The sequence below is a fragment of the Streptomyces sp. NPDC088354 genome (genome assembly GCF_044753585.1).
Taxonomy (GTDB): Bacteria; Actinomycetota; Actinomycetes; order Streptomycetales; family Streptomycetaceae; genus Actinacidiphila.
Map to the genome: position 1 here is coordinate 38596 of NZ_JBIVNJ010000015.1, position 26259 is coordinate 64854.

Consider the following 26259-nt stretch of genomic DNA (forward strand, 5'->3'; position numbering starts at 1 on the left):
GGGGTACATCCGTCCGGATGCGGTCGGCGGGCCGAGCGGGCGTTTCACAACTAACGTCCGGAGCATGAGCGATCGACCGCTGAAGGACGAGGTGCTGGAGGAGCTGGGCGAGGATCGGCTCCGCGGGATCGCCGCGCTGCTCGGTACCGACGCCGACGAGACGCTGCAGGTCGTGGGCGGTTCCGTGGCCTCGCTCACCGGTGTGCTGACCGACGACGCCGTGACCCCCGGGGGTACGGCCGAACTGTGCCAGGCCATGGAGCAGGCGGCGAACGAGACCGAACCGCTGCCCGCCGCGGCCGCCGGCTTCGCCGGGGTGCAGGGCGGTGCGAAGGGCGGGAACGGCGGCGGGGCCCTCGTGGCGGTCCTGACGAAGGTCGCCGCGCCGGCGGCGCGGGCGGTGGCCAAGCGGACCGGGCTGCCGGAGCAGGCGGTCGCCGAGGCACTGGAGTCGATCATTCCGGTGGTCGCGGCGGTACTGGCCCGGCGCGCCCGGGAGAAGCGCTGACCCTCCCCGGACGACTCGTGGGGCGCGGGGCCGGAACGACCCGGGAACGGCGTAAGGGGTCCGGCTGAGCCGGACCCCTTAGGCGTTCCCCTCCCTCTGCGTGGCGTCCCGAACCCCCTCCGGACACCGCGCCTCCCCCTCACTCAAGACCCCTACGAGGCCCCCCTCAGGGTCTTGACGCTACATAGACCCGCGAGCCCGGGGGATGGTTGCACGCCGTCGGGAAGAAATTTCAAAGTTTTCCGATCGCCTCCGGAACGGCCCCCGGAGCCCGGTTCACCGCACATGGGCGCGGTATCTTGCGATGGTTTCATCCAGTACGTCCCCGCCGTCGCGGTCCCACAGGGCCGGGTTGAAGATCTCGACCTCGACGGGCCCGGCGAATCCGGCCGCGTCCACCCGTTCGCGGAACCCCCGAAGATCGACGCAGCCGTCGCCGAGTTGCCCGCGCCCCAGCAGCACCCCCTCGGGCAGCGGCGTGATCCAGTCGGCGACCTGGAAGCAGGCGATGCGGCCGCCCTCCCCCGCCCGCGCGATGTCCCGGCCGGCGAGGTCGTCCCACCACAGGTGGTAGGTGTCCACGACGACGCCCACCTGCTCGGCGGGGAAGCGCTCGGCGATGTCCAAGGCCTGGGCGAGGGTCGAGACGACGCAGCGGTCCGAGGCGAACATCGGGTGCAGCGGCTCGATCGCGAGCCGGACGCCGCGCCCGCCGGCGTACGGGGCGAGTTCGGCCACGGCGTCGGCGACGCGCTCGCGGGCCGCGCCGAGATCCCGCTCACCGGCCGGAAGGCCGCCGGAGACCAGCACGAGCGTTCCGGTGCCCAGGGTCGCGGCCTCGTCCACCGCCGAGCGGTTGTCGGCGAGCGCGGCAGCCCGCTCCTCCGGGTCGGACGCGGTGAAAAAGCCGCCGCGGCACAGCGAGGTGACCGTGAGCCCCGCGTCACGGAAGAGTTTCGCGGCGGCCTCCGCGCCGTACTCCGCGACCGGTCCGCGCCACAGGCCGACGCCCGGCACGCCACGCGCGGTCAGGTGCTCGGCCAGTTCGGGCAGGGCGAGTTGGCGCACGGTCTCCTGGTTGACGCTGAGCCGCGCGAGGCCGTCCGGGGGCCGGTTGTCAGTACCCACTGTCACACTCCGTACACGGAGAGGAGGTTCCGCATGCGGGATCCGGCGAGCGCCGGGTCCGGGAACAGGCCGATGCGGTCGGCCAGTTCGTACGCGCGGGCCAGATGGGGAAGGGAGCGTGCCGAGTGGAGACCGTCGAGCATCGTGAAGTGCGCCTGGTGACCGGCCAGCCAGGCGAGCAGGACGACGCCCGTCTTGTAGTGCCGGGTGGGCGGCCCGAACAGGTGCCGGGCCAGCTCGACGGTCGGGTCGAGCAGCGAGCGGAAGGCGGCCGGATCACCTGCGTCCAGCGCGCGGAGGGCGTGGGCGGCCACGGGCGCGAGCGGGTCGAGGATGCCGAGGAGGGCGTGGCTGAAGCCCTGGTCGTCACCGGCGATCAGCTCGGGGTAGTGGAAGTCGTCGCCGGTGTAGCAGCGCACGCCGTCCGGGAGCAGGCGGCGCAGCCCGATCTCGCGCTCCGCGTCGAGCAGGGAGATCTTGACGCCGTCGACCTTGCCGGGGTGCGCCGCGATCAGTTCCAGGAAGGTGTGCGTGGCGGCGTCCAGGTCGGCGCTGCCCCAGTAGCCCTCCAGCGCCGGATCGAACATCGGCCCGAGCCAGTGCAGGACGACAGGGTGCGCGGTCTGCCGCAGGACGGGGCCGTACACCTCCAGATAGTCCTCGGGTCCCTTGGCGACCGCGGCGAGGGCGCGGGAGGCCATCAGCACCGGCCGCCCGCCGGCGTCCTCGACGAGCGCGAGCTGCTCCTCGTAGGCCCGGCGGACGTCGTCCAGGCTGTAGGGGTAGCCGATCTCCGTCACCGGAAGCTGGTCGGTGCCCACACCGCACAGGATGCGGCCGCCGGCGGCCCGGGCCTCGGCGCAGGAGCGGCGGACCAGTTCGGCCGCGGCCGCCCAGTCCAGTCCCGAGCCGCGCTGCGCGGTGTCCATCGCCTCGGCCACCCCGAGCCCGTGCGACCACAGGTGGCGGCGGAAGGCGAGGGTCGCGTCCCAGTCGACGGCCGCCGGCAGGCCGGGGGCGGTACGGAAGGGGTCCGCGACGACGTGCGCCGCCGCGTAGACCGTGCGGCTGCGCGACGGGGTGGCGTCGGCCGGGGCGGAGAAGTGGGCGGCGGGCGCGGTGCGCGGCTCGTACGGCCGCAACTCCCCCGAGGCCACGGGCAGGTGAATGGTCGTCACGGCATCAGCTCCGGTACGTCGGGACGGCGGCCCTCGGCCGAGGACTTCAGGGCGAGTTCGGCGAGCTGCGCACCGCGGGCGCCGGCCCGCGGGTCCCGGGCCCAGGGCTCGTCGAGGGGGCACCGGGCGACAGCAAGCGCTTCCTCGCCCCTCACGCTAGCCATCGCCACGACAATCGACAAGAAGCACCACCTTCCGACAGATAGCGCTTTCTGGCCTTCGGACCGGGCCGGACCCGCTCCTCGCGCGGCTCCGGAATGAGAGCATGTGCCGCCACGGGCCACCGGCCCGGGAGCACGACCGACCCGGAGGAAGCAGACGCATGGCAGTGACCCTGGCCGACGTTGCGGCGCACGCCGGAGTGTCCGCCGCAACCGTGTCGCGCGTGCTGAACGGCAACTACCCGGTCGCGGGGAACACCCGTGAGCGCGTGCTGCGGGCCGTCGACGACCTGGACTACGTCGTCAACGGCCACGCCCGCGCGCTCGCCGCCGCCACCTCCGACCTGGTCGGCGTGCTCGTCAACGACGTCGCCGACCCCTTCTTCGGGCTGATCGCCAGCGCCGTGCAGGCTGAGATCAGCGGCGGGCCGGACAGCCCCGGGGCGATGCCCGCGGGCGCCGGGAAGCTCGCCGTCGTCTGCAACACCGGGGGCTCGCCCGAGGCGGAACTCAACTACCTCACCCTGCTGGAACGTCAGCGCGCGGCAGGGGTCGTACTCACCGGCGGCGCGGTGGAGGGCACCGAGCACTCCGCCGCCGTCGCCGCCCGGCTGTCCCGGCTCGCCGCCTCCGGCACGCGGATCGTCCTGTGCGGCCGGCCACCGCTGCCCGAACTCACCGACCTGCGGGGCGCCGCGGGCGGCGCCGTCGTGACCGTGGCCTTCGACAACCGCGGCGGCGCCCAGCGGCTCACCGAGCACCTGCTCGCCCTGGGCCACCGCACCATCGGCTACGTCGCGGGCCCCGCGGACCGGACCACCACGCGGCACCGACTGGAGGGCCACCGCGCGGCCCTCGCGCGGGCCGGCCTCTCCGGCCCCGCCGCTGACGTCGAACGCCTCACGGTGCACGGCTACTACGACCGCTCCTCCGGCTACGACGCCGCCCACGAACTGCTGCGCCGCGAGCCGGGCCTCACCGCGGTCCTCGCCGCCAACGACAGCGTCGCGCTGGGGGTCTGCGCCGCCCTGCGCGAACGCGGGCTGCGCATCCCGGAGGACGTCTCCGTGGCCGGCTACGACGACCTGCCCTTCAGCGCCGACGCCTCGCCCGCGCTCACCACCGTGCGGATCCCGCTCCAGGAGGCCGGGGCCCGCGCCGGACGCCTGGTGATGGGACGTCAGTCACCGCCGCCCGGGGGGCTCGCGACCATCCGCACGGAACTCATGGTGCGGGCCTCGACCGCGCCGCCGCGACGGGACGCGTAGCGGCCCGGGGCCCGCACGACGGCACGCCCCGCGCCCCTGGCGCGGTGCCCCACGGCGGAATACCTTTGACTGAGTCAAAGATTTTCCCGGGAGGGGTGCCGGCACCGTGACCGTTCAGGAGATCAGGGCGTTCAACCGCTTCTACACCAATCTCATCGGGGCGCTGGACTACAGCCGCCATCTGCACACCCCGTACACGCTCACCGAGGCCCGCGTCCTGTACGAACTCGCCCACGCCGACGGGCTCGACGCCGCCGACCTGCGGGCGGCGCTGTCCGTGGACGCCGGGCAGCTCAGCCGCATGCTCGCCGCCTTCGAGCAGCGGGGGCTGGTCACCCGGACCCCCTCGGAGCGGGACGCCCGGCGGCAGCGGGTGGACCTGACACCAAACGGCCGCGCGGCGGCCGGGCTGCTGGAGGAGCGTTCGCGGGACGCGGTCTCGGCCCTGGTCGGCGGCCTGGCCCCGCGCGACCGCGCGCGGCTGACCGGCGCCATGCGCACGGTCCGCGAGGTCCTCGGCGGCGCCTCCGCGACCGCCTCCGCACCGGAAGCGGGGCGGGTCCTGCTGCGCGGGCCGCGTCCGGGCGATCTCGGCTGGGTGGTGCAGCGCAACGCGGAGGTCTACGCCGAGGAGTTCGGCTGGAACGCCGAGTACGAGACGCTCGTCGCCCGGATCGTCGCCGACGGCCACGAGCGCGCGTGGATCGCCGAACTGGACGGCGAACGGGCCGGCTGCGTCTTCTGCGTGCGCGACGAGGACCCCGGCACGGCCCGGCTGCGCCTGCTGCTGGTGGACCCCGCGGCGCGCGGCCACGGCATCGGCCGGGCCCTGGTCGACGCCTGTGTGCTCTTCGCCCGCGAGACCGGCCGGCGCGAGCTGGTGCTGTGGACGAACGACGTGCTGACCTCGGCCCGCCGGATCTACCAGGCGGCCGGATTCGAGCTGGTCGGACAGAAGCCGCACCACAGCTTCGGCAAGGATCTCGTCGGGCAGGACTGGCGAATGGTGCTGTAACGTCCGGAAAGTGAAGCTCGCGTTCTCGACCCTCGGCGTGCCCGGGCTGCCCATGGCGGACGTGGCCCGGCTGGCGGCCGAGCACGGCTGGCACGGCGTGGAGCTGCGGGCCGGTCACGACGAGCCGGTGCACGCGGGCCTGACGGAGCGCGAGCGGGCCTCGGTGCGCGGGGAGTTCCGCTCCGCGGGGGTCGGGATCGTCGCGGTCGCCTCCTACGTGCAGGTGGCCGCGCCGGGCGAGGACGAACCCGTGCTGCGCGCACTGCGCGACCACGTGCGGCTCGCCGCCGGCCTCGGGGCACCGCACCTGCGGGTGTTCCCGGGCGCGGGGAACGGGTCGGCCCCGGACGCCGCGGACACCCGCGCGGCCGGCCGCCTGGCCGCCGTGGCGCCGGAGGCGGCGGACCTGGGCGTACGTCTGCTGCTGGAGACCCACGACTCGCACCGCACCGGCGCGGACGTGGCCCGGGTCCTCGGCCTTGTGGGCCATCACAGCACGGGCGCCCTCTGGGACGTACTGCACCCGTGGCTCGCCGGGGAGCAGCCCGAGTACACCTACCCGGTGCTGGCGCCGTACCTGGGCTACGTCCAGGTCAAGGACGTCTCCTCGGCGCAGGACACCACCCCGGTCCCGCTCGGTCACGGCACGGTGCCGCTCGCCGGGACGGTGGAGGTGCTCAGCCGGGCCGGCTGGGACGGCTGGCTGTGCTGGGAGTACGAGCGCCGCTGGTACCCGCAGGTGCGGGCGCTTCCGGAGCTGCTGTCACGGGGCCGCTCCCATCTGCTGGGGCTGCTCGGCGAATCGGCTTGACCCACCCGCCGCCGGCGGTCCGGGCGACCCGGGCGGGAGGCGCCGGTCACACCGGCCCCGCACCGGCCGCCGTATCCTTCGGCACCAGCGACTCTTCAGCGAAAGCGCCTGTCGCTGCGCGTACCGATGCGGAATCCCTGAACGACGAGGTGGACGGATGCTGGACCTGGCCCGGTTGCGGGCACTGCACGCGGTGCATGTGCACGGCTCCGTCGGCGCGGCGGCGACCGCCCTCGGCTACACCGCCTCCGCGGTCTCGCAGCAGATCACGAAGCTCGAGCGGGAGACCCGCACCACACTGCTGGAGCGGCAGGGCCGCGGGGTGGCGCTGACCGAGGCGGCACAGCTGCTGGCCGAGACGGCTCAGGAGCTGATGACCATCGTCGAGCGGGCGGAGGTCGCCCTGGAGGAGCGGCGCGGCAAGCCGACCGGGCGGCTGACGGCGGCGGCCTTCCCCACCGCTGCGCGCGGGCTGATGCCCGGCGTGCTCGCCGAACTGGCCGCCGCCCACCCGTCGCTGGAGCTGCGGATGCTGGAGGAGGGCGCGCACCGGGCCGTCGACCTGGTGGCGCGCGGCGTGGTCGACCTGGCCGTGGTGCACGACTGGGACATCGCGCCCCTGCCCGCCCCCGAGGGGCTGGAGCGGGTGGTGATCGGCGAGGACCGCTGCGACATCCTGGTGCCCGCCGGGCATCCGCTGGCGGCCCGGGGCCCGCTGGCGCGCGAGGACCTGACCGATCAGCGGTGGATCTGCCAGCCGCCGGGGCACGTCTGCCACGAATGGCTGATGCGGACCCTGCGGGAACTGGGCAGCGAGCCCGACCTCGCCTTCCAGGTCGCCGAGTACCAGACGCAGCTGGAACTGGTGGCCGCCGGAATGGGGATCGCGCTCGTGCCCCGGCTCGGGCGCGGGCCGGTGCCCGCGGGCGTGGCCGTGATGCCGCTGGAGCCGGCGCCGGTGCGGCGGCTGTACGCCTTGTGGCGCACGGGAGCGTCACGACGTCCGGCCATCAGTGAGACCGTCCGCGTGTTGCGGGCTCACTACCCGCAGGTGGGTGCCCGACCATAGGCGGATGTCCTCCACACGCAGGGAACCGTTCCGGGCCGCGTCCCGTCCAACCCACGTGCTGCTGATGAGTCTCCGCAAGGCGGTGTCGGTCACGCTGCTGGCTGCGTCGCTGACAACCCTCTCCGCCGCCTGCGGCCGGCAGCAGTCCGCCACCGGTGCGCCCCCCTCCGACAGCACCGGTGGCGGCCCCGCGTCGTCCGGCATCGTCTCGCCGACGTCCGACCCCAAGCCCCCCGCCTCCCCCTCCCCCTCTGTGTCCGTCTCGCCCTCGACGCCCCGTCAGGGCGGGATCGCCTCGCGCCGGGTGTACTTCTCCTCGGCGGTCCGGGCCCCGGCGCTGCACACGGTGCTGCACGACGAACGCGATCTGTCCCGGTTCCCGGGCTGGTTCGCCGCGTCCGATCCCGCGGTGGGCGCCGAGATCGCCAAGCGGGCCGCCGACACGGACTTCTCGCGGAATGTGCTGGTCGCCTGGAACCGCACGACCGGCTGCAGCGCCGCGACGGACGCGCTGCTCTTCCGCAGCGGCGACCGGCTGGTGCTCGGGATCGACCAGCCGCCCCCGCCGCGCGAGTGCTTCGCGGCCCATCAGGTCGTCACCGTCTTCGAGGTGCCCCGCGACCGGATGCCCGCGCATCCGCGCTTCGCCCAGGAACAGAACCCGCAGCCCGACCCGGCCGGTCCGGGCCGGACCGTGGCCTTCGCCCGGCTGGACGGCGGGGAGCCCGCGCGCGGCGCGCGGAACGCCGAGGTGACCTCGGGCCGGCAGCTCGACGCCTTCCTCGCCCGGCTGTCGCCCAAGGACGCCAGGACCGTGCGCGGTCAGCTGGCGGCGCGCCCGTCCCGGCCGGGCGAGCGGCGCTTCGCCTTTTCGCTGACCGGCTGCCGGCCCACCGACGCCTGGCTGATGATCAGCCGGCAGGGCGTGTCGGCGGCCACGACCGGGGACGAGACGATCCGCTGCATCCAGGCGCAGCACTGGACCGCGGTCCTCGCGGTGGCGTCCTCCTTGGTGCCGGAGCGTGCCCGCCTCATTGACTGACAATAACTTTCCGGCTAAGCGTGTCTGCTTGAAGGTTTCTTTCAACCCCGCCTTCGACATGTCCCGTCTCCTCCTGCCGGAAGGAGTCCGTCATGCACAGCCCTCCCCGTCCGTCCCGCCGTGCCGTCCTCGGCGCCGCCGCGGCCGCCTCCACCGCCCTCGCCGTCGGCACCCCGGGCACCGCGAGCGCGGCCGCGGCGCACGACCGCAGACGCGTCCGCGCGATCATCGACCGGATGAGCATCGAGGAGAAGATCGGCCAGCTCTTCGTGATGCGGGTGTACGGCCATTCGGCCACCGCGCCCGACCCCGCCGACGTGGCGGCCAATCAGGCCGAGATCGGTGTCTCCAACGCCGCCGAGCTCATCGCCAAGTACCACGTCGGCGGCATCATCTACTTCGCGTGGGCCCACAACACCCGTGACCCGCACCAGATCGCCGACCTGTCCAACGGGATCCAGCGCGCCTCCCGCATCCCCCTGCTGATCTCCACCGACCAGGAGCACGGCGCGGTCACCCGCGTCGGCTCGCCCGCCACGCTCTTCCCGGGCGGGATGGCGCTCGGCGCCGCCGGGAGCGTGCGCGACGCCCGCACCGCGGCCGCCGTCGCGGGAGCCGAGCTGGCGGCCATGGGCATCAACCAGGACTACGCGCCGGTCGCCGACGTCAACGTCAACCCCGCCAACCCGGTCATCGGCGTACGGTCCTTCGGCGCCGACCCCAAGGCCGTGGCCTCGCTCGTGGCCGCCCAGGTGGCGGGTTACCAGGGGGCCGGGGTCGTCGCCACCGCCAAGCATTTCCCCGGGCACGGCGACACCGGCACCGACAGCCACTTCGAACTGCCGGTCATCACGCACTCGCTGGAGGAGTGGCGGCGCCTGGACGCGCCGCCGTTCCGGGCCGCCGTCGCCGCCGGCATCGACTCGATCATGACCGCGCACATCCTGGTGCCGGCGCTCGACGACTCCGGCGACCCCGCGACACTGTCCCGGCCGATCCTCACCGGCATCCTCCGCGAGGAGATGGGTTATGACGGCGTGGTGGTCACCGACGCCCTCGGCATGGAGGGCGTGCGCCAGAAGTACGGGGACGACCGCGTCCCCGTGCTCGCCCTCAAGGCGGGTGTCGACCAACTGCTCAACCCGCCTCTGCTGGAGACCGCGTGGCAGGGCGTGCTGGCCGCGGTGCGCTCCGGCGAGCTGACCGAGGAACGCATCGATCAGTCGCTGGTGCGCATCCTGACCCTCAAGGAGCGCAGGGGCCTGCTGGACCACCCCTACGTCACCCACCGCGGCGTGGACCGGGTCGTCGGCACCCGCGCCCACCTGGCCGCCGCGGACCGGATCACCGACGGCACGGTCACGCTGCTGGCCAACAACGGCACGCTGCCGCTCCCCGCCCGGCGCCGCCTGCTGGTCGTCGGCGCCGATCCGGCGGCGCCGTCGGGCACCGGAGGGCCGCCCACCGCCGTGCTGGCGGCCGCGCTCACCGCGCTCGGGCACCGGGCCCAGGCGCTGTCCACCGGGACCGCGCCCGGCCAGGCGGCGATCGACGCGGCGGTGGCCGCGGCGCGCGGCACCGACGCGGTGGTCGTGGCCACGTACAACGTCACCGCCGCCACGGACCGGCAGATCGCCCTGGTGCGGGCGCTGGCAGCCACCGGTGTGCCGGTGGTGCAGATCGCGATCCGCAACCCGTACGACGTCGCGCGGCTGGACGGGACGGCGGCGGCACTCGCCACCTACGGGTGGACGGACGTGTCCATGCGGGCGGCGGCACGGGTGCTGGCGGGCCGCGTACGGCCGGGCGGGAAGCTGCCGGTGGCGGTGGTCCGGGCGGACGAACCGACGCGCGACCTCTATCCCGTCGGGTGGGGTCTGGGGTACTGAGATGGAGCGCGCACGGCGGCCCCTCCCGGAACCGGTCCCGACCCCCTATCCTCCCCAAAGGGGGCACGTCGCCCGGGGGAAGTGGTGGGGGGCCGCCGTGCGCATTCAGACGATCTCGGGGCAGCTGCTGGGCGCGGCATGGCTGCTCGCCGTGCTGCTGGCGTCCTGCACGCCGAGCCCCGGCGGGACCGGCAGCAGCGCCGCCGGCCCGAGCACCACGCCGACCACGCAGGACGGGGTCTTCCTCGCCCAGGACGAGTGCGCGACCAGCGACCCGGTCGGCTCCTACCGCGAGATCCCCTGTGACGACCCGGCCGCCCTGGCCCGTGTGGTCACCCGCCTGTACGGGCTGCTGCCCGCCTCGCCGTCACCCTCGTCGAAGGACGCCGCACGGCCCGGCGACCGCTGCCCCGCGACCACCGACTTCCTCCTGACCGTCAGCGCCGCCCAGCCGCAGGGCTACGCCTGCATGCGCAATCTGATGGCCCCCCACCCGGGCGACCCGGGCGAGGGCGGCGGACCGCGCACCATCGCGGGCGACTGCGTGTACACCTCACGGCACCACGAGGTGAAGGAGACCAACTGCGACGGCTCCGGGGCGCACAAGCCGCAGTACCGGGTGGTCCGGCTGGCCTCCACCCGGGCCGCCTGCCCGAAGGACACGGTGCTGTACGTCCGGGTGGGCGGCGGGCCGGCGGGCGTGGGGTGCGCCCGCCGGCTGTGACGCGCGCGCCGGTCAGGGCCGCAGCGTGCCGTTCTCTGCGCCGGTGCGCCGGTCGAGCCGCGCGTCGTACGCGGCCAGCGGCTTGGCCCTGCCGGGGTCGGCTGTGACGGCGGCGGGGGCGACCCCGGCCCACTGGAGCACCTCGGCGGTGGCCTTCGCCTTGTCGGCCGCGCCCAGTGCGCCGATCACCGCGCCGTGGTTCGCGCCGGGCGCCCACATCACGTAGGCGTCGTGCGTGCCCCTGCCCGGGCGGAAGGGCTCGGCGCCCCAGGGGTCGTTCTGCCCGTAGACGAAGAGCATGCGGTCGGCGTGGTGCCGCACCCAGCGGTCGACGTCGCGCATCGCGTCGGGGCGGAAGCGCATCGGGATGGACCGCGGCACGTACGAGCGCGGCTGGTAGATGCCCGGATAGCGCAGCAGGCCCTTCAGGTGCGGGGTGGCGAAGGTGGGCGCGCCGAGTTCGGTGCCGGCCTGGTAGTAGTACGGCGTGTAGTACTCCAGGCCCTGGTCGGTGTAGAAGTCGAAACCGGAGACGCTGTCGACGAAGGAGTAGATCGCGTCGGTGGACGCGCTCGGCGCGGGGACGTCCGCGCACTCGGACGCCAGGTGGTACTGCCAGAACGCCCACACCAGGTCGAGGACAACGTTCTCGTAGGCCTTGTCCGCGCTGCCCACGGTGGTGAAGGTCAGTCCGTTGTCGTCGGCGTACTTCTGGTAGCGGGCCACGATCTCGTCGCGGCGCACCAGCGCCTCGCGCTGCACGGCGTTCAGGCGCGCCCGGCAGTCGGCGGTGCCCACGGTCCGGAAGAAGCGGGTGTACGCCGAGTCCTCGTCGTTCACCACGTCGTTGGGGGCCACATAGGCGACCGTGCCGGCCATGTCGTGCGGGTAGAAGCGGCGGTAGTAGGTGGCCGTCATCCCGCCCTTGCTGGCACCGGTGGCGAGCCAGTGCCGGGAGTAGATGGTCCGCAGGGCGCGGTAGATGCGGTGCTGGTCACTGGCGGCCTGCCAGATGTCGAGCCTGGACCAGTCGGCGGGCTCGGGGCGGGACGGGGTGAAGAACCGGTACTCCATGGAGACCTGGTTGCCGTCGACGATCTGCGTCGGCTCACGGCGCGAGGGTGTCGTGGAGAGGCCGTAGCCGGAGGTGTAGAAGACGGTCGGCCGGTCCTCGGACTTGTGCAGCACGGTGATCCGCTGCTGGAAGGTGCCCCGGGACGGATGCCGGTGGTCGACCGGCTGGGTGTAGTTCAGGACGAGGAAGCGGTAGCCGGTGACCGGCTTCTCCTCGATGAGGCTCATCCCGGGTATCGCCAGGATGCGGTCCTTGATGTCGGGGATGCCGGGCTCGCTGGCGGTCGCGGTGGCGACCGGGCCACCGACGGTGCCGATGAGCAGCATGAGCGCGAGCAGCCATCTGAGCGCGGTGCGCATGCCCCCTCCTTCGGGGTCGACGGACGTCCCCGTGAACCTATGAGGGGGAACTCGCCTGCCGCCAGGGGGCGTTGACAGCAGAACGCGGCCCGGACCACAGGGGTCCGGGCCGCGTTCGTACGGGCGGGCGGGGTCGACGACCGGCGCGGGCCGCCCGCGCGGGGGTCAGGCCACGGCCTCGCTGCTCTCGTCCTCGCCGACGAAGGTGCGCCACAGCGCGGCGTACCGGCCGTCGGCGGCCAGGAGTTGCTCGTGCGTGCCGTCCTCGACCACCCGGCCGTGGTCCATGACGACGACCCGGTCGGCGCGGGCGGCGGTGGTCAGCCGGTGGGCCACCACCAAGGTGGTGCGGCGCACCGCGAGCCGGTCGGCGGCCTGGTTGACCAGGGCCTCGGTGGCCAGGTCCAGGGCGGCGGTCGCCTCGTCGAGCAACAGCACGTCCGGGTCGACCAGTTCGGCGCGGGCCAGGGCGATCAGCTGACGCTGTCCGGCGGAGAGGTTGCGCCCGCGCTCGGAGACGGTGTGCAGATAGCCGCCGTCGAGGGTGGCGATCATCTCGTGGGCGCCGACAGCGCGCGCGGCGGCCTCCACCTCGGCGTCGGTGGCGTCCATGCGCCCGTAGGCGATGGCGTCGCGGACCGTGCCCTCGAAGAGGTACGCCTCCTGCGGGACGACGCCGAGCCGCTGCCGGTAGCCGGTCAGGTCGAGTTCGCGGATGTCCTCGCCGTCGACGAGCACCGCGCCCGAGGTGGGGTCGTAGAACCGGGCGACCATCTTGACCAGGGTGGACTTGCCCGCGCCGGTCTCGCCGACGAAGGCGACCGTCTGCCCGGCGGGGATCCGCAGTTCGACGCCGGCCAGCGCCTCGGCGGCGTCCTCGGCGTAGCGGAAGTGCACGTCGCGGAAGGCGATCTCGCCGCGCAGCCGGCCCACCTCGCGCGGTGCCCGGGCGGGCGGGGTCGTCGTCGGGGTGCGCAGCAGCTCGCGGATGCGGCCCAGGGACACCGACGCTTGCTGGTAGCCGTCGAAGACCTGGGAGAGCTGCTGCACGGGGGAGAAGAACAGATCGATGTAGAGCAGGTACGCCACCAGGGCACCGGCGGTGAGGGTGCCCGCGCCGATCCGGTGCGCGCCCACGATCAGCACCAGGGCGGCGGCCACGCTGGACAGCAGCTGCACGAAGGGGAAGTACACGGAGATCAGCCACTGGCCGCGCACCCGCGCCTGGCGGTAGGCGTCGCTGCGGCCCGCGAACCGCTTCGCTCCGCCGCGCTCGCCGCGGAAGGCCTGCACGACCCGGAGCCCGGCGACGTGCTCCTGCAGGTCGGCGTTGACGACGCTGACCCGCTCGCGGGCCAGTTCGTACGCCTTGACCGACCTGCGGCGGAACACCCAGGTGGCCACCAGCAGCACGGGCAGCGTGGCGAAGACGATCAGGGCCAGCTCGACATCGATGGCAAGGAGCGCGACGAAGATGCCGACGAAGGTGAGCAGGCTGACCAGCGCGGTGACCAGGCCGGTCTGCAGGAACGTCGACAGGGCGTCGACGTCGGTGGTCATCCGGGTCATGATCCGGCCGCTCAGCTCGCGCTCGTAGTAGTCGAGCCCGAGCCGGTGCAGATGCGCGAAGATCTTCACGCGGAGCGTGTAGAGCACCCGCTCGCCGGTGCGGCCGGTCAGGCGGGTGGAGCCCCACTGCGCGGCCCACTGCGCGGCGACGACGGCAAGGCCGAGCAGCGAGGCCGCCCAGACCGCGCCGAGCGCGGTCTGCCGGACGCCGGAGTCGATGCCGTGCCGGATCAGGACCGGCAGCAGCAGTCCCGCGAGCGCGTCCACGGCGACCAGCAGCAGGCTGAACAGCAGCGGGCCGCGGAAGCCGCGCAGCATGCTGCGCAGGCCGAAGTCCTTGTCGACGTCCGCGGCGGCCTTCTCGTCGATGTCCGGGACGTCGTCGGCGGGCGGCAGCGCGGCGACCTGGGCGAGGAGTTCGGGCGTGGCGGGCATGCCGGCCATGGCCGAGGCCATGCCGCCGGGGCCGCCGCGGGCGGCGGCCCCGGCGGGCACCGCGCTCCTGCGGTCGGTCGTCTCGTCGCGGTGGCGGCGGTCCTCGGGCCACAGCTCGGGGGTGACGCCGCCGGCCGGCGGCACGTCGGGGACGGCAGGACGGTCAGGGTGGTCGGGGCGGTCGAGCAGGCCGGTGATCGCGCCCTCCCCCGGCCACGGGGACGCGGCGGCCGCGATCTCGCCGGCCGGGTCGTGGGTCACGACGTCGGCGCCGAGCTCGTCGGGGTCGGTCAGCAGCCGGCGGTACAGCGCGCACCGCTCCTGCAGTTCCTCGTGGGTGCCGATGTCGACCAGCCGTCCGGCCTCCAGGACGGCGATGCGGTCGGCGAGCGCGAGGGTGGACCGGCGGTGCGCGATCAGCAGCGTGGTGCGGCCCGCCATGACCTCGCGCAGGGCGTCGTGGATCTCGGCCTCGACGCGGGCGTCGACCGCCGAGGTGGCGTCGTCCAGGACGAGCAGCCGGGGGTCGGTGAGGATCGCGCGGGCGAGGGCCACGCGCTGGCGCTGGCCGCCGGACAGGGTCAGGCCCTGTTCGCCGACCACGGTGTCGTAGCCCTGGGGAAGGGCCGAGATGAACCCGTGGGCCTGCGCGTGCCGGGTCGCGGCGAGGACCTGCTCGTCGGTGGCGTCGGGGTGGCCGTAGGCGATGTTGGCGCGCACGGTGTCGGAGAACAGGAAGCTGTCCTCGGGCACGAGGCCTATGGCGTCGCGCAGCGAGTCGAAGGTCAGCTCGCGCACGTCCTCACCGCCGACGCGCACCGCGCCGCCCGTGACGTCGTAGAAGCGCGGCAGCAGCAGCGAGACGGTGGACTTGCCGCTGCCCGAGGCGCCGACGACCGCCACGGTCTCGCCGGGGGCGACGCTGAGGGAGAAGTCGTCCAGCACCGGGCGGGCCGGGTCGTAGCCGAAGCTGACGTGGTCGAACTCGACGGTGGCCGCCGCCTCGCGGGGCAGTTCCCCTGAGCCTTCCCGCAGGCTGGGCCGCGTGTCGATGAGTTCGGTGACACGCTCGACGCCGGCCCGGGCCTGCTGGCCGACGGTGAGCATCACGGTGAGCATCCGCACCGGGCCGGTGAGCTGCGCGAGATAGGTGGAGAAGGCGACGAAGGTGCCGAGCGTGATCTGGCCGCGCACCGCCATCCAGCCGCCCAGCGCGAGCATGCCGACCTGACCGAGCGAGGGGACGGCCTGCAGCGCCGGGCTGTAGCGCGCGGTGAGGCGGATCGTGCGCAGCCGGCCCGCGAACAGCCGCTCGCTGACCGCGCGCATCTTGGACATCTCCTGCTGCTCCTGGCCGAAGCCCTTGACCACGCGGACGCCCGTGACCGAGCCGTCCACGATGCCGGCGACCGCCGCCGCCTGCCCCTGGGCGTACCAGGTGGCGGGGAACAGCGTCCTGCGGCTGCGGTCGGCCAGGAACCACAGGGCGGGGGCGACGGCCAGGGCGATCACCGTCAGCAGGGGCGAGAGCACGAGCATGACGACGAGCGACATCACGAACAGCAGGACGTTGCCGATCATCATCGGGGCCATGAAGAGCAGGCCCTGGATGAGCTGGAGGTCACTGGTGGCCCGGCCGACGACCTGGCCGGTGTTGAGTTCGTCCTGGCGCACGCCGTCGAGCCGGGTGAGCGAGTGGAACATCTCCGTGCGCATGTCGTGCTGCACGTCGAGGGCGAGCCGGCCGCCGTAGAAGCGCCGCACGAAGGTCAGTACGTAGACCACGACGGCGGCGGCTATCAGCACGGCCGCCCAGGGCGCGAGCGGCTTGTCGTGCTTGACGATCACGTCATCGATGATGATCTTGGGCACGAGCGGCACCAGGGCCATCACCGCCATGCCGCCGAGCGACGAGCCGAGTGCGAGCAGGACGTTCCGCCGGTACCGCCAGGTGTAACCCGTCAGCCGGCGCAACCATCCCGGCCCGGCTCCGCCGCTCTTTCCCTCGTCGTCCTTCGCCGCCACCACGGTCCTCTCGTCGGTTCTTCTCCGCCGGAGGATCACAACGCCCCGATGTGCGGATTTCATCCTCCCGAAACAAAGCTACGTCGAAGGTCCGACAGCGGTCGGTCCCGGCGGACTCTCCGCGACCGCGACCGCGACAGCCGCCGGTGACCGGCCGACGGCGGCGGCGCGGCCGCACCCGCGGGGCGTGCGGCCGCGTGACCGGCTCCGCCTACCGGTGCGTCGGCGCGAACATCCGCAGCAGTGCCGGGAGGACCACCACCGAGGGCCCGGGGGCGGCCAGCGCGTCGGCGAGGTCGTCGCGCAGCCGCTCGGGGGTCGTACGGACGCCGGGGACGCCGAAGGACTCGGCCAGGGCGGCGAAGTCGGGCCGGGCCAGGTCGGTCGCGGTGGCCTCGCCGAAGGCGTCGGTCATGTACTCGCGCAGGATGCCGTAGCCGCCGTCGTCCACGACGAGCCAGGTGACGGGCAGGTCGTACTGCCGGGCCGTGGCGAGTTCGGCGATCGAGTACATGGCGCCGCCGTCGCCCGAGACGGCCAGCACCGGCCGGGTGCGGTCCGCGGTGGCCGCGCCCAGTGCGGAGGGGAAGCCGTAGCCGAGGCCGCCCGCGCCCTGGGCGGAGTGCATCGCGCCGGGCCACGCCGACCACGCCCAGTAGGCCAGGATCGTCATGTCCCAGAAGCTGGGCGCGTCCTCGGGGAGGGCGTCCCGCACGGCGGCCAGCACACGCTGTTCCAGGCCGAGGTCCTGACCGTCCAGGCGCGCCCTGATCCGCTCCAGCACCCCGGCCACCGCCGGGGCCGCCCGAGGGTCGCGCCGCTCGCCGGCCGCCTCGGCGAGGGCACCCAGGGCGAGGCGGGCGTCGGCGTGGATGCCGAGGGCCGGGTGGTTGGACTCCAGCTTGCCGAGATCGGCCTCGATCTGGATCACCCGGCCGCGTGGACGGAACGTGTGGTAGTTCGAGGAGAGTTCGCCGAGTCCGGAGCCGACCACCAGCAGGACGTCGGCGGCCTCCAGGAAGTCGGTGGTGTGCCGGTCCTCCAGCCAGCTGCGCAGCGACAGCGGGTGCTCCCAGGGAAAGCCGCCCTTGCCGCCGAAGGTGCAGGCCACCGGGGCGTCCAGCTTCTCGGCGAGCGCGAGGAGTTCGGCGCCCGCACCGGAGCGGACCACACCGCCGCCGGCCAGGACGACCGGCCGTTCGGCGCGCGAGAGCAGCGCGGCCGCCTCCGCGATCAGCTCCGGACGCGGGCGCGGCGGCCGGGGATCGACCGCCAGTGCCGCGACCGGCGGGACGGTGACCGGCGCGAGCAGCACGTCCTGCGGGATCTCCACCCACACCGGCCCGCAGGGCGCGGTGAGCGCCGCCTCCCAGGCCGCGGCGAGGGCCGAGGGGATCTGGGAGGCGGTGCGCACGGTGTGCACGGACTTGACGATGTCGCGGAACGACGCCTGCTGGTCGGTCAGTTCGTGCAGGTGGCCGTGGCGGCCGCCGCCGAGACCGGCGACCGGCACCTGGCTGCCGACGGCCACGACCGGCACCGACGCGGCGGCCGACTCCTGGAGCGCGGCGAGCGTCATCAGCGAGCCGGGTCCGGTGGAGACCAGCAGCGGGGCGGGTCTGCCGGTGACGCGGGCGTACGCGTCGGCCGCGAAGCCCGCGTTGTTCTCGACGCGCAGGCCGACGTACTCCAGCGTCGAGCGCCGCAGGGCGTCGAAGGCGCCGAGCGCGTGCTGCCCGGGCAGACCGAAGACGGTGGTCGCACCGAGCGCCGACAGGGACTCGGTGACCAGGTCGCCTCCGTTCCTGTGGTTCACGCGCGGTCGGCCGCGATCTGCCGGGTCATGATCGTGGTGAGCTCGTACGCGGTGTGGGAGGCGGCGACGCTGGTGATCTCGGCGTGGTCGTACGCGGGGGCGACCTCGACGACGTCGGCGGAGATCATCCGGCAGGACGCCAGACCGCGCAGGATCTCCAGCAGCTCGCGGGAGGTGATGCCGCCGGCCTCGGGGGTGCCGGTGCCGGGGGCGTGGGCGGGGTCGAGGACGTCGATGTCCACGGAGATGTACAGGGGGCGGTCGCCGATGCGCTCGCGCAGCTGCTGGGCGACCTCGTCGGCGCCGCGCCGGTAGACGTCGGCCGAGGTGACGATGCCGAAGCCCATCTTCTCGTCGTCGGTGAGGTCCTGCTTGCCGTAGAGCGGGCCGCGCGTGCCGACGTGGGAGAGCGCGGAGGTGTCGAGGATGCCCTCCTCGACGGCGCGGCGGAAGGGGGTGCCGTGGGTGTACTCGGCGCCGAAGTAGGTGTCCCAGGTGTCGAGGTGCGCGTCGAAATGCAGCAGCGCGACGGGGCCGTGCTTGCGGGCCATGGCGCGCAGCAGCGGCAGGGAGATGGTGTGGTCGCCGCCGAGGGTCATCAGGCGGGCGCCGGTGTCGAGCAGGTCGTCGGCGGCGGCCTGGACGGTCTCGACGGCCGCGTTGATGTCGAACGGGTTGGCGGCGATGTCACCGGCGTCCGCGACCTGGGCGAGCGCGAAGGGCGAGGCGTCCTGCGCCGGGTTGTAGGGGCGCAGGAGGCGCGAGGCCTCGCGGATCGCGTTGCCGCCGAAGCGGGCGCCGGGGCGGTAGGACACGCCCGCGTCGAAGGGGACACCGACCACGGCGACGTCGGTGCTGCCCACCTCGTCGAGGCGCGGCAGCCGCGCGAAGGTGGCGGGCCCGGCGTAGCGCGGGGTACGGGAGGAGTCGACGGGACCGCGCGGTGCGCTGCTGCTCATGGGTGACTGCCTGCTTTCATCCGCTTGATGCGTTCTGGTCGCTTTGCCAATGATCCGGCCGCAACGGTCCGTTCACTGCCCTGGGCGGGAACCTGCCGCACACACCCGGCCCGGCCGCCGTCCGCCTGTGGCGACACTAGGTGGCCGCGAAGGGACCCTTAAGTGTACGTTTCCTCCATATGAGCCGGTCCGAATGGAGGGAACGCACATGACGTCCCCGCGGCAGGACCTCGTGCCGCTCACGCCCCAGATCCCGCTGTCCGCGCTGCTGGCCCTGCCCGACCTCGGGCTGCGCCAAGTGGCCGGACCGCCGGCGGCACAGGCGGATGTGCGCGTCCAGTGGGTGCACACCAGCGAGATGGAGGACCCCGTCCCCTACCTCCTCGGCGGCGAACTGCTGCTCACCGCGGGGGTGCACTTCGCCGCCGGGGCCGACGCCGGGCCCTATCTGCACCGGTACGTCGCCCGCACCGTGGAGGCCGGCGCCGCCGCGCTGGGCTTCGGCCTCGCCCCGGTCCACGACAAGATCCCGGCGGCACTGGCCGAGGCCTGCGACCGCCACGGGCTGCCGCTGGTGGAGGTGCCGCCGCGCACCCCGTTCACGGCCGTGGCCCGCGCCGTCTGGCAGGCCATGGGCGAGGCGCGGACCCGTGAGCTGCGGCACGTGACGGAGGCGCAGCAGGCGCTCGCCGCGGCGGCCGCCCGCCCCGACCCCGTCCCGGCCGTGCTGCGCCGGCTGGCCCGGCGGCTCGACGCCTGGGCGGCGCTCGTCGCACCGGACGGCTCGGAGGTGTACACCGCCGGCACCGCGCCGGACCCGGGAAGCCGCGAGGCGGCCCACCGGCTGGCCCGCGTGGTCGGCCCCGCCGCCTCCGCCCGTCCGCCGTCCTCGGCCACCGACACATACGGCGGGACACGGCTGTCCGCCTACGCCCTGGCCGGCGGGGGCCCCGGTGAGCGGCCGGCCCTCGTCCTGGCCTCCTCGCACCCCGACCCGGCCGACCACGCGGTGGCCAATGTGGCGGCCGTCCTGCTGTCCCTGCTCACCGGGCCGCACCTGGGGGCGCCGGAGGCCGCGCGGTCGGCCGCACTGGTGCGCCTGCTGCTCGGCGCGGCGCCGGAGGAGGCCACCGCCCTGCTGGGACCGGACGAGCCGTGGCTCGTCGTGCACGCCCTGCGCCGCGGCGCGCCCGCCGACCAGGCCGCGGCCGCCGCCCTCGGCTCCGCCCTGGGCACCGCCCTGCTGGATCCCGGGGGCGAGGCGGTACGCCTGCTGCTGCCCGCGGACCGCGAGGTCGCGGCGCAGCCCGGCTGGACGCTCGGAGTGAGCGCCCCGGTGTCCGCCGCCGCGCTGGACGAGGGCGACCGCCAGGCGGCGGGCGCGGCGCGCCGGGCCGTCGCGGGCCGCAGCGCACTGGTGCGGCACCGGGGCGCGGACGGCGGGATGGCGGACCTGGTCGCCCCGGACGACGCCAGGGCGCGGGCGCGCGAGGTACTGGCTCCCCTCGCCGGCTCCCCCGCCCTGCTGGAGACGCTGCGCACCTGGATCGGGCTGCACGGCAGCTGGGACCGCGCCTCCGTCGCCCTGGGCGTGCACCGCAACACCGTGCGGCAGCGGATCGGCCGCGCCGCCACCGCGCTGGACGTCGATCCCGACGACCCGGACGTGCGTATGGAGCTGTGGTTCGCGCTGCGCTGGCTGTGAACGGAACGCCCGGGGACGGCCCGCGCCCCCGGATTCCTGACGCCCCGGCAGGAGGTCACGCCTCGGCGTCGATCGCATCCCGGCCGCACGGAGCTTCGACGGCACGGGAGAATGAGGGCATGCTGCCCCATGTCACCGTGCCCTCCCGCCAGGAACTCGCCGACCACCTCGTCGCCACGCGCATAGCGGGCGACGTCGCCACCCCCCGCGAGAACAACCGCTCCCACTACGGCCGGCTCGCCGCGGGCGACCGCCACTACTGGCTCGGCCTGGAACTCGGCGACCGATGGACGGACGAGGAGGCCGTGCTCGCGGTCATGGCCGAGCGCTGCGGCGTCGTGGCCGACCCGGAGTTCCGTTCCGGGCAGGACACCATCGATCCGGAGCTCACCATCAGCGCTCTCGAGCGGGCCGCCCGCGTGCTCTCCAAGGCCGTGGAGGACGGGCAGCGCGTGCTGTTCGCCACCGGCCACCCCGGCGGCCTGCTGGACGTCCACCGCACACTGGCCGCCGCGCTGCGCGCCGCCGGCTGCGAGGTGATGGCCGTCCCCGGCGGCCTGTCCACGGAGGAGGGCGGGGTCTTCCAGTTCTGCGACGTGACGATGCTGGAGCGCGGCGCCACCCTGTGGCACACCCACTCCCCCGCCCCCATGGCGGCGGTCCTGGACGCGCTGGCCGCGCAGGACCTGCCGCTGCCCGACCTGGTGGTCGCCGACCACGGCTGGGCGGGATGCGCCGGGCAGCGCGGCATCACCGCGATCGGCTTCGCCGACTGCAACGACCCGGCGCTCTTCCTCGCCGAGGCCGAGGGCACCGTCTCCGTCACCGTCCCGCTCGACGACCACGTCACCGACCCGCGCTTCTACGACCCGATGACCGGCTACCTGCTGGACGCCGCCGGCCTGAACCGCCCGGCCTGACGCCCGTCCCGGCGACGCCCCGCGGTGTCCTTCACCATGGGGCAGGCCGGAGAGCGGCTCCATGGTGCGGGCTCCGCCTCACCGCCGGGACCAGGAGGTGCGCGGGATCCGGACCAGGCCCTCCTGGATGACGGAGACGGCCAGCCGTCCGTCCCGGGTGTAGATGCGGGCGGTGCCGAGCCCGCGGCCGCCTGAGGCGGACGGGCTCTGCTGGTCGTACAGCAGCCACTCGTCCGCACGGAACGGCCGGTGGAACCACATGGCGTGGTCCAGGCTCGCCCCCACCACGTCGCCGAGCGCCCAGCCGCCGCGTCCGTGCGCCAGGAGCACGGAGTCCAGCAGCGTCATGTCCGACACATAGGTGGCCAGGCAGACGTGCAGCAGCGGGTCGTCAGCGAGCTTGCCGTCGGTGCGGAACCACACCTGGGAGCGGGCCTCGCGCGGACCGCGCTCATGGGCGAGGAACGGCGGGTCGTCCACGTAGCGCAGGTCCACGGCGGCACGCGCCTCCAGGAGACGGTCCACCACCGTGGGGTCGGGGAAGCGGTCGGCGTGCGACCGCAGCAGTTCCTCGCCGGTGGGCAGGGTCTCCGGGTCCGGGGCGGCCGGCATCGGCTCCTGGTGCTCCAGGCCTTCCTCGTACGTCTGGAAGGACGCGGAGAGGTGGAAGATCGGCTGCCCGTGCTGCACCGCCACGACGCGCCGGGTGGTGAAGGAGCGGCCGTCGCGTATGCGGTCGACCTGGTAGACGATCGGCGCGCCGGGGTCGCCCATGCGCAGGAAGTACGCGTGCAGGGAGTGCGCGTCGCGCCCTTCGGGCACGGTGCGCCCGGCCGCCACCAGCGCCTGGGCGGCGACCTGGCCGCCGAAGACGCGGGGGACGACGGCCCAGCGGCTGGTGCCGCGGAACATGTCCTGCTCGATCCGCTCGAGGTCGAGCAGATCGAGCAGGGACTGCAGACTTGCGTTGGTCACGGTGCTCTCTCGGGCCGGGCGGCGGACCGCTCGGTCACAGGCCCATCGACTTGGCGATGATCGACTTCATGACCTCGCTGGTGCCGCCGTAGATGCGGTGCACGCGGTTGTCCGCGTACAGGCGGGCGATCGGGTACTCCAGCATGTAGCCGTAGCCGCCGTGCAGCTGGAGGCAGCGGTCGATGACCTTGGCCGCCGTCTCGGTGCAGAACAGCTTGGCACGCGCGGCGTCGGCGGCGGTGAAGTCGCCCTGCTCGTGGGCCTCCAGCGCGCGGTCGACGACGGCCTGCATGGCGTCCACGTCCGAGGCGCACTCGGCGAGCACGAACTTGGTGTTCTGGAACTCGGCGACGGCCTTGCCGAAGACCTTGCGGTCGCGCACGTACTGGGTGGCGAAGCGGACGGCGGCGTCGGCCTGCGCGTAGGAGCCCACCGCGATGGCGAGGCGCTCGACCGGCAGGTTGTGGGCCAGGTAGGAGAAGGCCTTGCCCTCCTCGCCGAGCAGGTCCTCGACGGGCACCTTGACGTCGGTGAAGGACAGCTCCGCGGTGTCGGAGGTGCGCAGGCCGATCTTCTCCAGCTTGCGGCCGACCGCGTAGCCCTCGCTCTTGGTGTCGACGACGAGGATCGACAGGCCGCCGCGGCGGTCCTCCGGGGTGGCGGGCGCGGTGCGGCAGACCACGAGCACGCGGTCGGCGACGACACCGCCGGTGATGAAGGTCTTGGCGCCGTTGAGGACGTAGTGGGTGCCGTCCTCGGAGAGCTTGGCGTTGGTGGTCATGCCGGCCAGGTCGGAGCCGGTGCCCGGCTCGGTCATGGCGATGGCCGTCATCATGTCGCCGCTGATGAAGTCCGGCAGCCAGCGCTTCTTCTGCTCCTCGCCGGCGAACTCCAGGAGGTACGGGAGCACCAGGCCGGTGTGCACGCCGCTGCTGCCGAAGCTGACGCCGGCGCGGGCGGTCTCCTCGGTCACCACGGCGCTGAACTTCCAGCTCGTGACACCGGCGCCGCCGTACTCCTCCGGCACCTCGATGCCGAAGATGCCCAGCTCGCCGAGGCGGTTGTAGAACTCGCGGGGCGGGTAGCCGGCCTCCTCCCACTGGGAGTAGACCGGGACGACCTCGCGGGCGATGAAGTCCCGGACGGTCTCCCGGAACGCCTCGTGGTCCTCGTTGAATACCGTGCGACGCACTTGGCGCCTCCTCTGCAGACCGAGCGTGAATAAGCAAGCGCTCAGTAAGTTACTTCCCGGTCGCGCGGACTGTCCAGAGCCGCAAAGGCGCCCAGGGCCAGCCGGTGCAGCAGCACGGCGGTCGCCGCCCGTCCCGGAAGCCCGCCGTGCGGACCGAGGTGGGGCGTGGAATTGAGCAGCCCGAAGACGGCGTGCACGGCCGCCCGCGCCTCGGCCTCCGCGGCCCCCGGGTGGACCTGGCGGACGACGGTGACCCACTGCTCGACGTACTGGCGCTGCAGCTGGCGCACCAGCTTGCGGTCGGACTCGCGCAGCCGGTCCAGCTCCCGGTCGTGCAGGATGATCAGCGCCCGGTCGTCCAGGGCGAAGTCGATGTGGCCCTGGACCAGCGCGTCCAGCGCGGCCGCGGGGTCGCCCGCCTCGGCGACGCGCATCCGGCCGGCCGCGTGCAGCCGGCCGCTGATGCCGACGAGCAGCTCGGCCAGCATCGCGTCCTTACCCGCGAAGTGCCGGTACAGGCCCGGGCCGCTGATGCCGCAGGCGGCCCCTATCTCGTCCACACCGACGCCGTGGAACCCGCGTTCGGCGAAGAGCCGCGCGGCCTCCTGCAGGATCTGGTCGCGTCTGCCGCTCGCCGCCCTGGCGGCCGTCCTCGTGGGCTCCACACCGCACCTTTCCGGGCGGCGTCCGGCGTCCGGCCGCCCCCGCGATCTCGTGGTCCTCATATTCTAGACAGTGGTGTTAACGACCGCTAACGTAGGGGACATCACAGTTAACGACCGCTAACACCCGGGGGCCCGCGACATGGAAGCACCCGTTCTCGCCAGCGCCGCGGATCCGGCGGGCGAGGCCTTTCACGCCAACGCCAAGGCGCACGCGGAGCTGTCCGCGCAACTGCGCGAGAAGCTCGCCGCGGCCGCCCTCGGCGGCGGGGAGAAGGCCCGCGCCCGGCACACCGCGCGCGGCAAGCTGCTCCCCCGCGACCGCGTGGACGGACTGCTCGACCCCGGATCGCCCTTCCTGGAGCTGGCGCCGCTGGCCGCCGACGGGATGTACGACGGGCAGGCCCCGGCCGCCGGCGTCGTCGCCGGGATCGGCCGGGTCTCCGGCCGGGAGGTCGTGATCGTCGCCAACGACGCCACGGTCAAGGGCGGCACGTACTACCCGATGACGGTCAAGAAGCACCTGCGCGCGCAGGAGATCGCTCTCGACAACCGGCTCCCCTGCCTCTACCTCGTGGACTCCGGCGGCGCCTTCCTGCCGAAGCAGGACGAGGTCTTCCCCGACCGCGACCACTTCGGCCGGATCTTCTTCAACCAGGCCACCATGTCCGCGCGCGGCATCCCGCAGATCGCGGCCGTGCTCGGCTCCTGCACGGCCGGCGGCGCCTACGTGCCCGCGATGAGCGACGAGGCCGTCATCGTCCGCGGCCAGGGCACGATCTTCCTGGGCGGGCCGCCGCTGGTGAAGGCCGCCACCGGTGAGGTCGTGACCGCCGAGGAGCTGGGCGGCGGCGAGGTCCACTCCCGGGTCTCCGGCGTCACCGACCACCTGGCCGAGGACGACGCCCACGCCCTGCGCATCGTACGGAACATCGTGGCGACCCTGCCCGCCCGCGGCGCGCTGCCCTGGACGGTCGCGCCCGTCGAGGAGCCCGCCGTCGACCCCGCGGGCCTCTACGGCGCGGTCCCGGTCGACTCGCGCACCCCCTACGACGTCCGCGAGGTGATCGCCCGCATCACCGACGGCAGCCGCTTCGCGGAGTTCAAGTCCGAGTACGGCACGACGCTGGTGACCGGCTTCGCCCGCATCCACGGCCACCCGGTCGGCATCGTCGCCAACAACGGCATCCTGTTCTCCGAATCCGCCCAGAAGGGCGCGCACTTCATCGAGCTGTGCGACCAGCGCGGCATCCCGCTGCTCTTCCTCCAGAACATCTCCGGCTTCATGGTGGGCCGGCAGTACGAGGCCGGCGGCATCGCCAAGCACGGCGCCAAGATGGTGACCGCGGTCGCCACGACCCGGGTGCCCAAGCTCACCGTCGTCATCGGCGGCTCCTACGGCGCGGGCAACTACTCGATGTGCGGGCGCGCCTATTCGCCTCGCTTCCTGTGGATGTGGCCCAACGCCAAGATCTCCGTCATGGGCGGCGAGCAGGCGGCCTCCGTGCTGGCCACCGTCAAGCGCGACCAGATCGAGGCGGCCGGCGACACCTGGGCGCGGGAGGACGAGGAGAGCTTCAAGTCCCCGATCCGGGCGCAGTACGAGGAGCAGGGCAACGCGTACTACGCGACGGCCCGGTTGTGGGACGACGGCGTCATCGACCCGCTGCAGACCCGCCAGGTGCTCGGGCTCGCCCTCACCGCCTGCGCCAACGCGCCCATTCCGCAACGCGATCCCGAGGCGCCGGGCTACGGCGTCTTCCGGATGTAGGGG

21 protein-coding genes are annotated in these 26259 nt (G+C 73.8%); 11 read left to right on the top strand and 10 right to left on the bottom strand.

Features of this window, described 5'->3' with window-relative positions:
• Positions 1 to 64: 64 nt before the first annotated feature.
• Positions 65 to 508 (top strand): DUF937 domain-containing protein, encoded by a 444-nt coding sequence (locus ACIP98_RS22270; RefSeq protein WP_319661500.1) that lies wholly within the window; start codon positions 65 to 67, stop codon positions 506 to 508.
• Positions 509 to 784: 276 nt separating this feature from the next.
• Here ACIP98_RS22270 and ACIP98_RS22275 read toward each other — a convergent pair whose 3' ends face one another.
• The 3 genes from ACIP98_RS22275 to ACIP98_RS22285 are packed head-to-tail and all read right to left on the bottom strand — an operon-like array spanning position 785 to position 2978.
• Complete coding sequence (locus ACIP98_RS22275; RefSeq protein WP_401977610.1) at positions 785 to 1636, bottom strand: sugar phosphate isomerase/epimerase family protein; 852 nt, start codon at positions 1634 to 1636, stop codon at positions 785 to 787.
• A 2-nt stretch (positions 1637 to 1638) separates the two neighbouring features.
• Positions 1639 to 2814 carry a dihydrodipicolinate synthase family protein gene (locus ACIP98_RS22280; protein ID WP_401977612.1) on the bottom strand — a complete coding sequence of 392 codons (1176 nt, stop codon included), beginning with the start codon at positions 2812 to 2814 and terminating at the stop codon, positions 1639 to 1641.
• Positions 2811 to 2978, bottom strand: coding sequence for a hypothetical protein (locus ACIP98_RS22285; RefSeq protein ID WP_319661597.1), 168 nt, complete (start codon positions 2976 to 2978; stop codon positions 2811 to 2813). Before ACIP98_RS22285 ends, ACIP98_RS22280 begins: the two co-directional genes overlap by 4 nt.
• Positions 2979 to 3136: 158 nt before the next feature.
• Here ACIP98_RS22285 and ACIP98_RS22290 point away from each other — a divergent pair, with 158 nt between their 5' ends.
• The 7 genes from ACIP98_RS22290 (at position 3137) to ACIP98_RS22320 (ending at position 10793) form a co-directional block, all read left to right on the top strand.
• Positions 3137 to 4243 (top strand): LacI family DNA-binding transcriptional regulator, encoded by a 1107-nt coding sequence (locus tag ACIP98_RS22290; RefSeq protein WP_401977614.1) that lies wholly within the window; start codon positions 3137 to 3139, stop codon positions 4241 to 4243.
• Positions 4244 to 4349: 106 nt separating this feature from the next.
• Positions 4350 to 5258: a GNAT family N-acetyltransferase gene (locus ACIP98_RS22295; protein WP_401977615.1), complete on the top strand. Its 909-nt coding sequence runs from the start codon at positions 4350 to 4352 to the stop codon at positions 5256 to 5258.
• Positions 5259 to 5268: 10 nt separating this feature from the next.
• Complete coding sequence (locus tag ACIP98_RS22300) at positions 5269 to 6069, top strand: sugar phosphate isomerase/epimerase (protein ID WP_319661505.1); 801 nt, start codon at positions 5269 to 5271, stop codon at positions 6067 to 6069.
• Positions 6070 to 6226: 157 nt separating this feature from the next.
• On the top strand, positions 6227 to 7138 hold the full coding sequence (locus ACIP98_RS22305) for a LysR family transcriptional regulator (protein ID WP_319661506.1): 912 nt from the start codon (positions 6227 to 6229) through the stop codon (positions 7136 to 7138).
• Between the two features lie 4 nt (positions 7139 to 7142).
• Positions 7143 to 8180 (top strand): hypothetical protein, encoded by a 1038-nt coding sequence (locus ACIP98_RS22310; RefSeq protein ID WP_401977617.1) that lies wholly within the window; start codon positions 7143 to 7145, stop codon positions 8178 to 8180.
• 92 nt (positions 8181 to 8272) lie between these two features.
• The gene (locus tag ACIP98_RS22315) at positions 8273 to 10069 is read left to right on the top strand and encodes a glycoside hydrolase family 3 protein (protein WP_401977618.1); all 1797 of its coding nucleotides are present in this window, start codon (positions 8273 to 8275) and stop codon (positions 10067 to 10069) included.
• A 97-nt stretch (positions 10070 to 10166) separates the two neighbouring features.
• Entirely contained in the window at positions 10167 to 10793 is a 627-nt protein-coding gene (locus ACIP98_RS22320) for a hypothetical protein (protein WP_319661510.1), read from the top strand.
• Positions 10794 to 10805: 12 nt separating this feature from the next.
• On the opposite strand, the gene ACIP98_RS22325 is transcribed toward ACIP98_RS22320, so the two are convergent.
• From ACIP98_RS22325 to speB, 4 genes are all read right to left on the bottom strand, one after another.
• On the bottom strand, positions 10806 to 12227 hold the full coding sequence (locus ACIP98_RS22325; RefSeq protein WP_401977620.1) for a S28 family serine protease: 1422 nt from the start codon (positions 12225 to 12227) through the stop codon (positions 10806 to 10808).
• 165 nt (positions 12228 to 12392) lie between these two features.
• Complete coding sequence (locus ACIP98_RS22330) at positions 12393 to 16256, bottom strand: ABC transporter ATP-binding protein (protein WP_319661589.1); 3864 nt, start codon at positions 16254 to 16256, stop codon at positions 12393 to 12395.
• Positions 16257 to 16467: 211 nt separating this feature from the next.
• Positions 16468 to 18072: a thiamine pyrophosphate-binding protein gene (locus ACIP98_RS22335; RefSeq protein WP_401977622.1), complete on the bottom strand. Its 1605-nt coding sequence runs from the start codon at positions 18070 to 18072 to the stop codon at positions 16468 to 16470.
• Positions 18069 to 19031 (bottom strand): agmatinase, encoded by a 963-nt coding sequence (gene speB / locus ACIP98_RS22340; protein ID WP_401977623.1) that lies wholly within the window; start codon positions 19029 to 19031, stop codon positions 18069 to 18071. Before speB ends, ACIP98_RS22335 begins: the two co-directional genes overlap by 4 nt.
• Before the next feature lie 208 nt (positions 19032 to 19239).
• Here speB and ACIP98_RS22345 point away from each other — a divergent pair, with 208 nt between their 5' ends.
• Together ACIP98_RS22345 and ACIP98_RS22350 are read left to right on the top strand one after the other, a co-directional pair.
• The gene (locus ACIP98_RS22345; RefSeq protein ID WP_401977625.1) at positions 19240 to 20736 is read left to right on the top strand and encodes a PucR family transcriptional regulator ligand-binding domain-containing protein; all 1497 of its coding nucleotides are present in this window, start codon (positions 19240 to 19242) and stop codon (positions 20734 to 20736) included.
• Between the two features lie 119 nt (positions 20737 to 20855).
• A complete protein-coding gene (locus ACIP98_RS22350) occupies positions 20856 to 21656 on the top strand; it encodes a phosphatase (RefSeq protein WP_401977627.1) in 801 nt (266 codons plus the stop codon).
• Positions 21657 to 21734: 78 nt separating this feature from the next.
• Here the strand turns inward: ACIP98_RS22350 and ACIP98_RS22355 are convergent, their stop codons facing one another.
• The 3 genes from ACIP98_RS22355 to ACIP98_RS22365 all read right to left on the bottom strand — a co-directional run bounded on the left by ACIP98_RS22355 (position 21735) and on the right by ACIP98_RS22365 (position 24488).
• Positions 21735 to 22568: an acyl-CoA thioesterase II gene (locus ACIP98_RS22355; protein WP_319661590.1), complete on the bottom strand. Its 834-nt coding sequence runs from the start codon at positions 22566 to 22568 to the stop codon at positions 21735 to 21737.
• A gap of 97 nt (positions 22569 to 22665) precedes the next feature.
• Complete coding sequence (locus tag ACIP98_RS22360) at positions 22666 to 23823, bottom strand: acyl-CoA dehydrogenase family protein (protein WP_401977628.1); 1158 nt, start codon at positions 23821 to 23823, stop codon at positions 22666 to 22668.
• Between the two features lie 41 nt (positions 23824 to 23864).
• The gene (locus ACIP98_RS22365; protein ID WP_319661518.1) at positions 23865 to 24488 is read right to left on the bottom strand and encodes a TetR/AcrR family transcriptional regulator; all 624 of its coding nucleotides are present in this window, start codon (positions 24486 to 24488) and stop codon (positions 23865 to 23867) included.
• A gap of 139 nt (positions 24489 to 24627) precedes the next feature.
• Here ACIP98_RS22365 and ACIP98_RS22370 point away from each other — a divergent pair, with 139 nt between their 5' ends.
• A complete protein-coding gene (locus ACIP98_RS22370; protein ID WP_319661519.1) occupies positions 24628 to 26256 on the top strand; it encodes a carboxyl transferase domain-containing protein in 1629 nt (542 codons plus the stop codon).
• Positions 26257 to 26259 lie beyond the last annotated feature (3 nt).

What these genes read in the sequence shown, in the direction of transcription:
- ACIP98_RS22270 (WP_319661500.1), top strand. Translation starts at nt 65, where the DNA reads ATGAGCGATCGACCGCTGAAGGACGAGGTGCTGGAGGAGCTGGGCGAG.
- ACIP98_RS22285 (WP_319661597.1), bottom strand. Translation starts at nt 2,978, where the DNA reads ATGGCTAGCGTGAGGGGCGAGGAAGCGCTTGCTGTCGCCCGGTGCCCC.
- ACIP98_RS22290 (WP_401977614.1), top strand. Translation starts at nt 3,137, where the DNA reads ATGGCAGTGACCCTGGCCGACGTTGCGGCGCACGCCGGAGTGTCCGCC.
- ACIP98_RS22305 (WP_319661506.1), top strand. Translation starts at nt 6,227, where the DNA reads ATGCTGGACCTGGCCCGGTTGCGGGCACTGCACGCGGTGCATGTGCAC.
- ACIP98_RS22310 (WP_401977617.1), top strand. Translation starts at nt 7,143, where the DNA reads ATGTCCTCCACACGCAGGGAACCGTTCCGGGCCGCGTCCCGTCCAACC.
- ACIP98_RS22315 (WP_401977618.1), top strand. Translation starts at nt 8,273, where the DNA reads ATGCACAGCCCTCCCCGTCCGTCCCGCCGTGCCGTCCTCGGCGCCGCC.
- ACIP98_RS22325 (WP_401977620.1), bottom strand. Translation starts at nt 12,227, where the DNA reads ATGCGCACCGCGCTCAGATGGCTGCTCGCGCTCATGCTGCTCATCGGC.
- speB (WP_401977623.1), bottom strand. Translation starts at nt 19,031, where the DNA reads ATGAGCAGCAGCGCACCGCGCGGTCCCGTCGACTCCTCCCGTACCCCG.
- ACIP98_RS22345 (WP_401977625.1), top strand. Translation starts at nt 19,240, where the DNA reads ATGACGTCCCCGCGGCAGGACCTCGTGCCGCTCACGCCCCAGATCCCG.
- ACIP98_RS22350 (WP_401977627.1), top strand. Translation starts at nt 20,856, where the DNA reads ATGCTGCCCCATGTCACCGTGCCCTCCCGCCAGGAACTCGCCGACCAC.
- ACIP98_RS22355 (WP_319661590.1), bottom strand. Translation starts at nt 22,568, where the DNA reads ATGTTCCGCGGCACCAGCCGCTGGGCCGTCGTCCCCCGCGTCTTCGGC.
- ACIP98_RS22370 (WP_319661519.1), top strand. Translation starts at nt 24,628, where the DNA reads ATGGAAGCACCCGTTCTCGCCAGCGCCGCGGATCCGGCGGGCGAGGCC.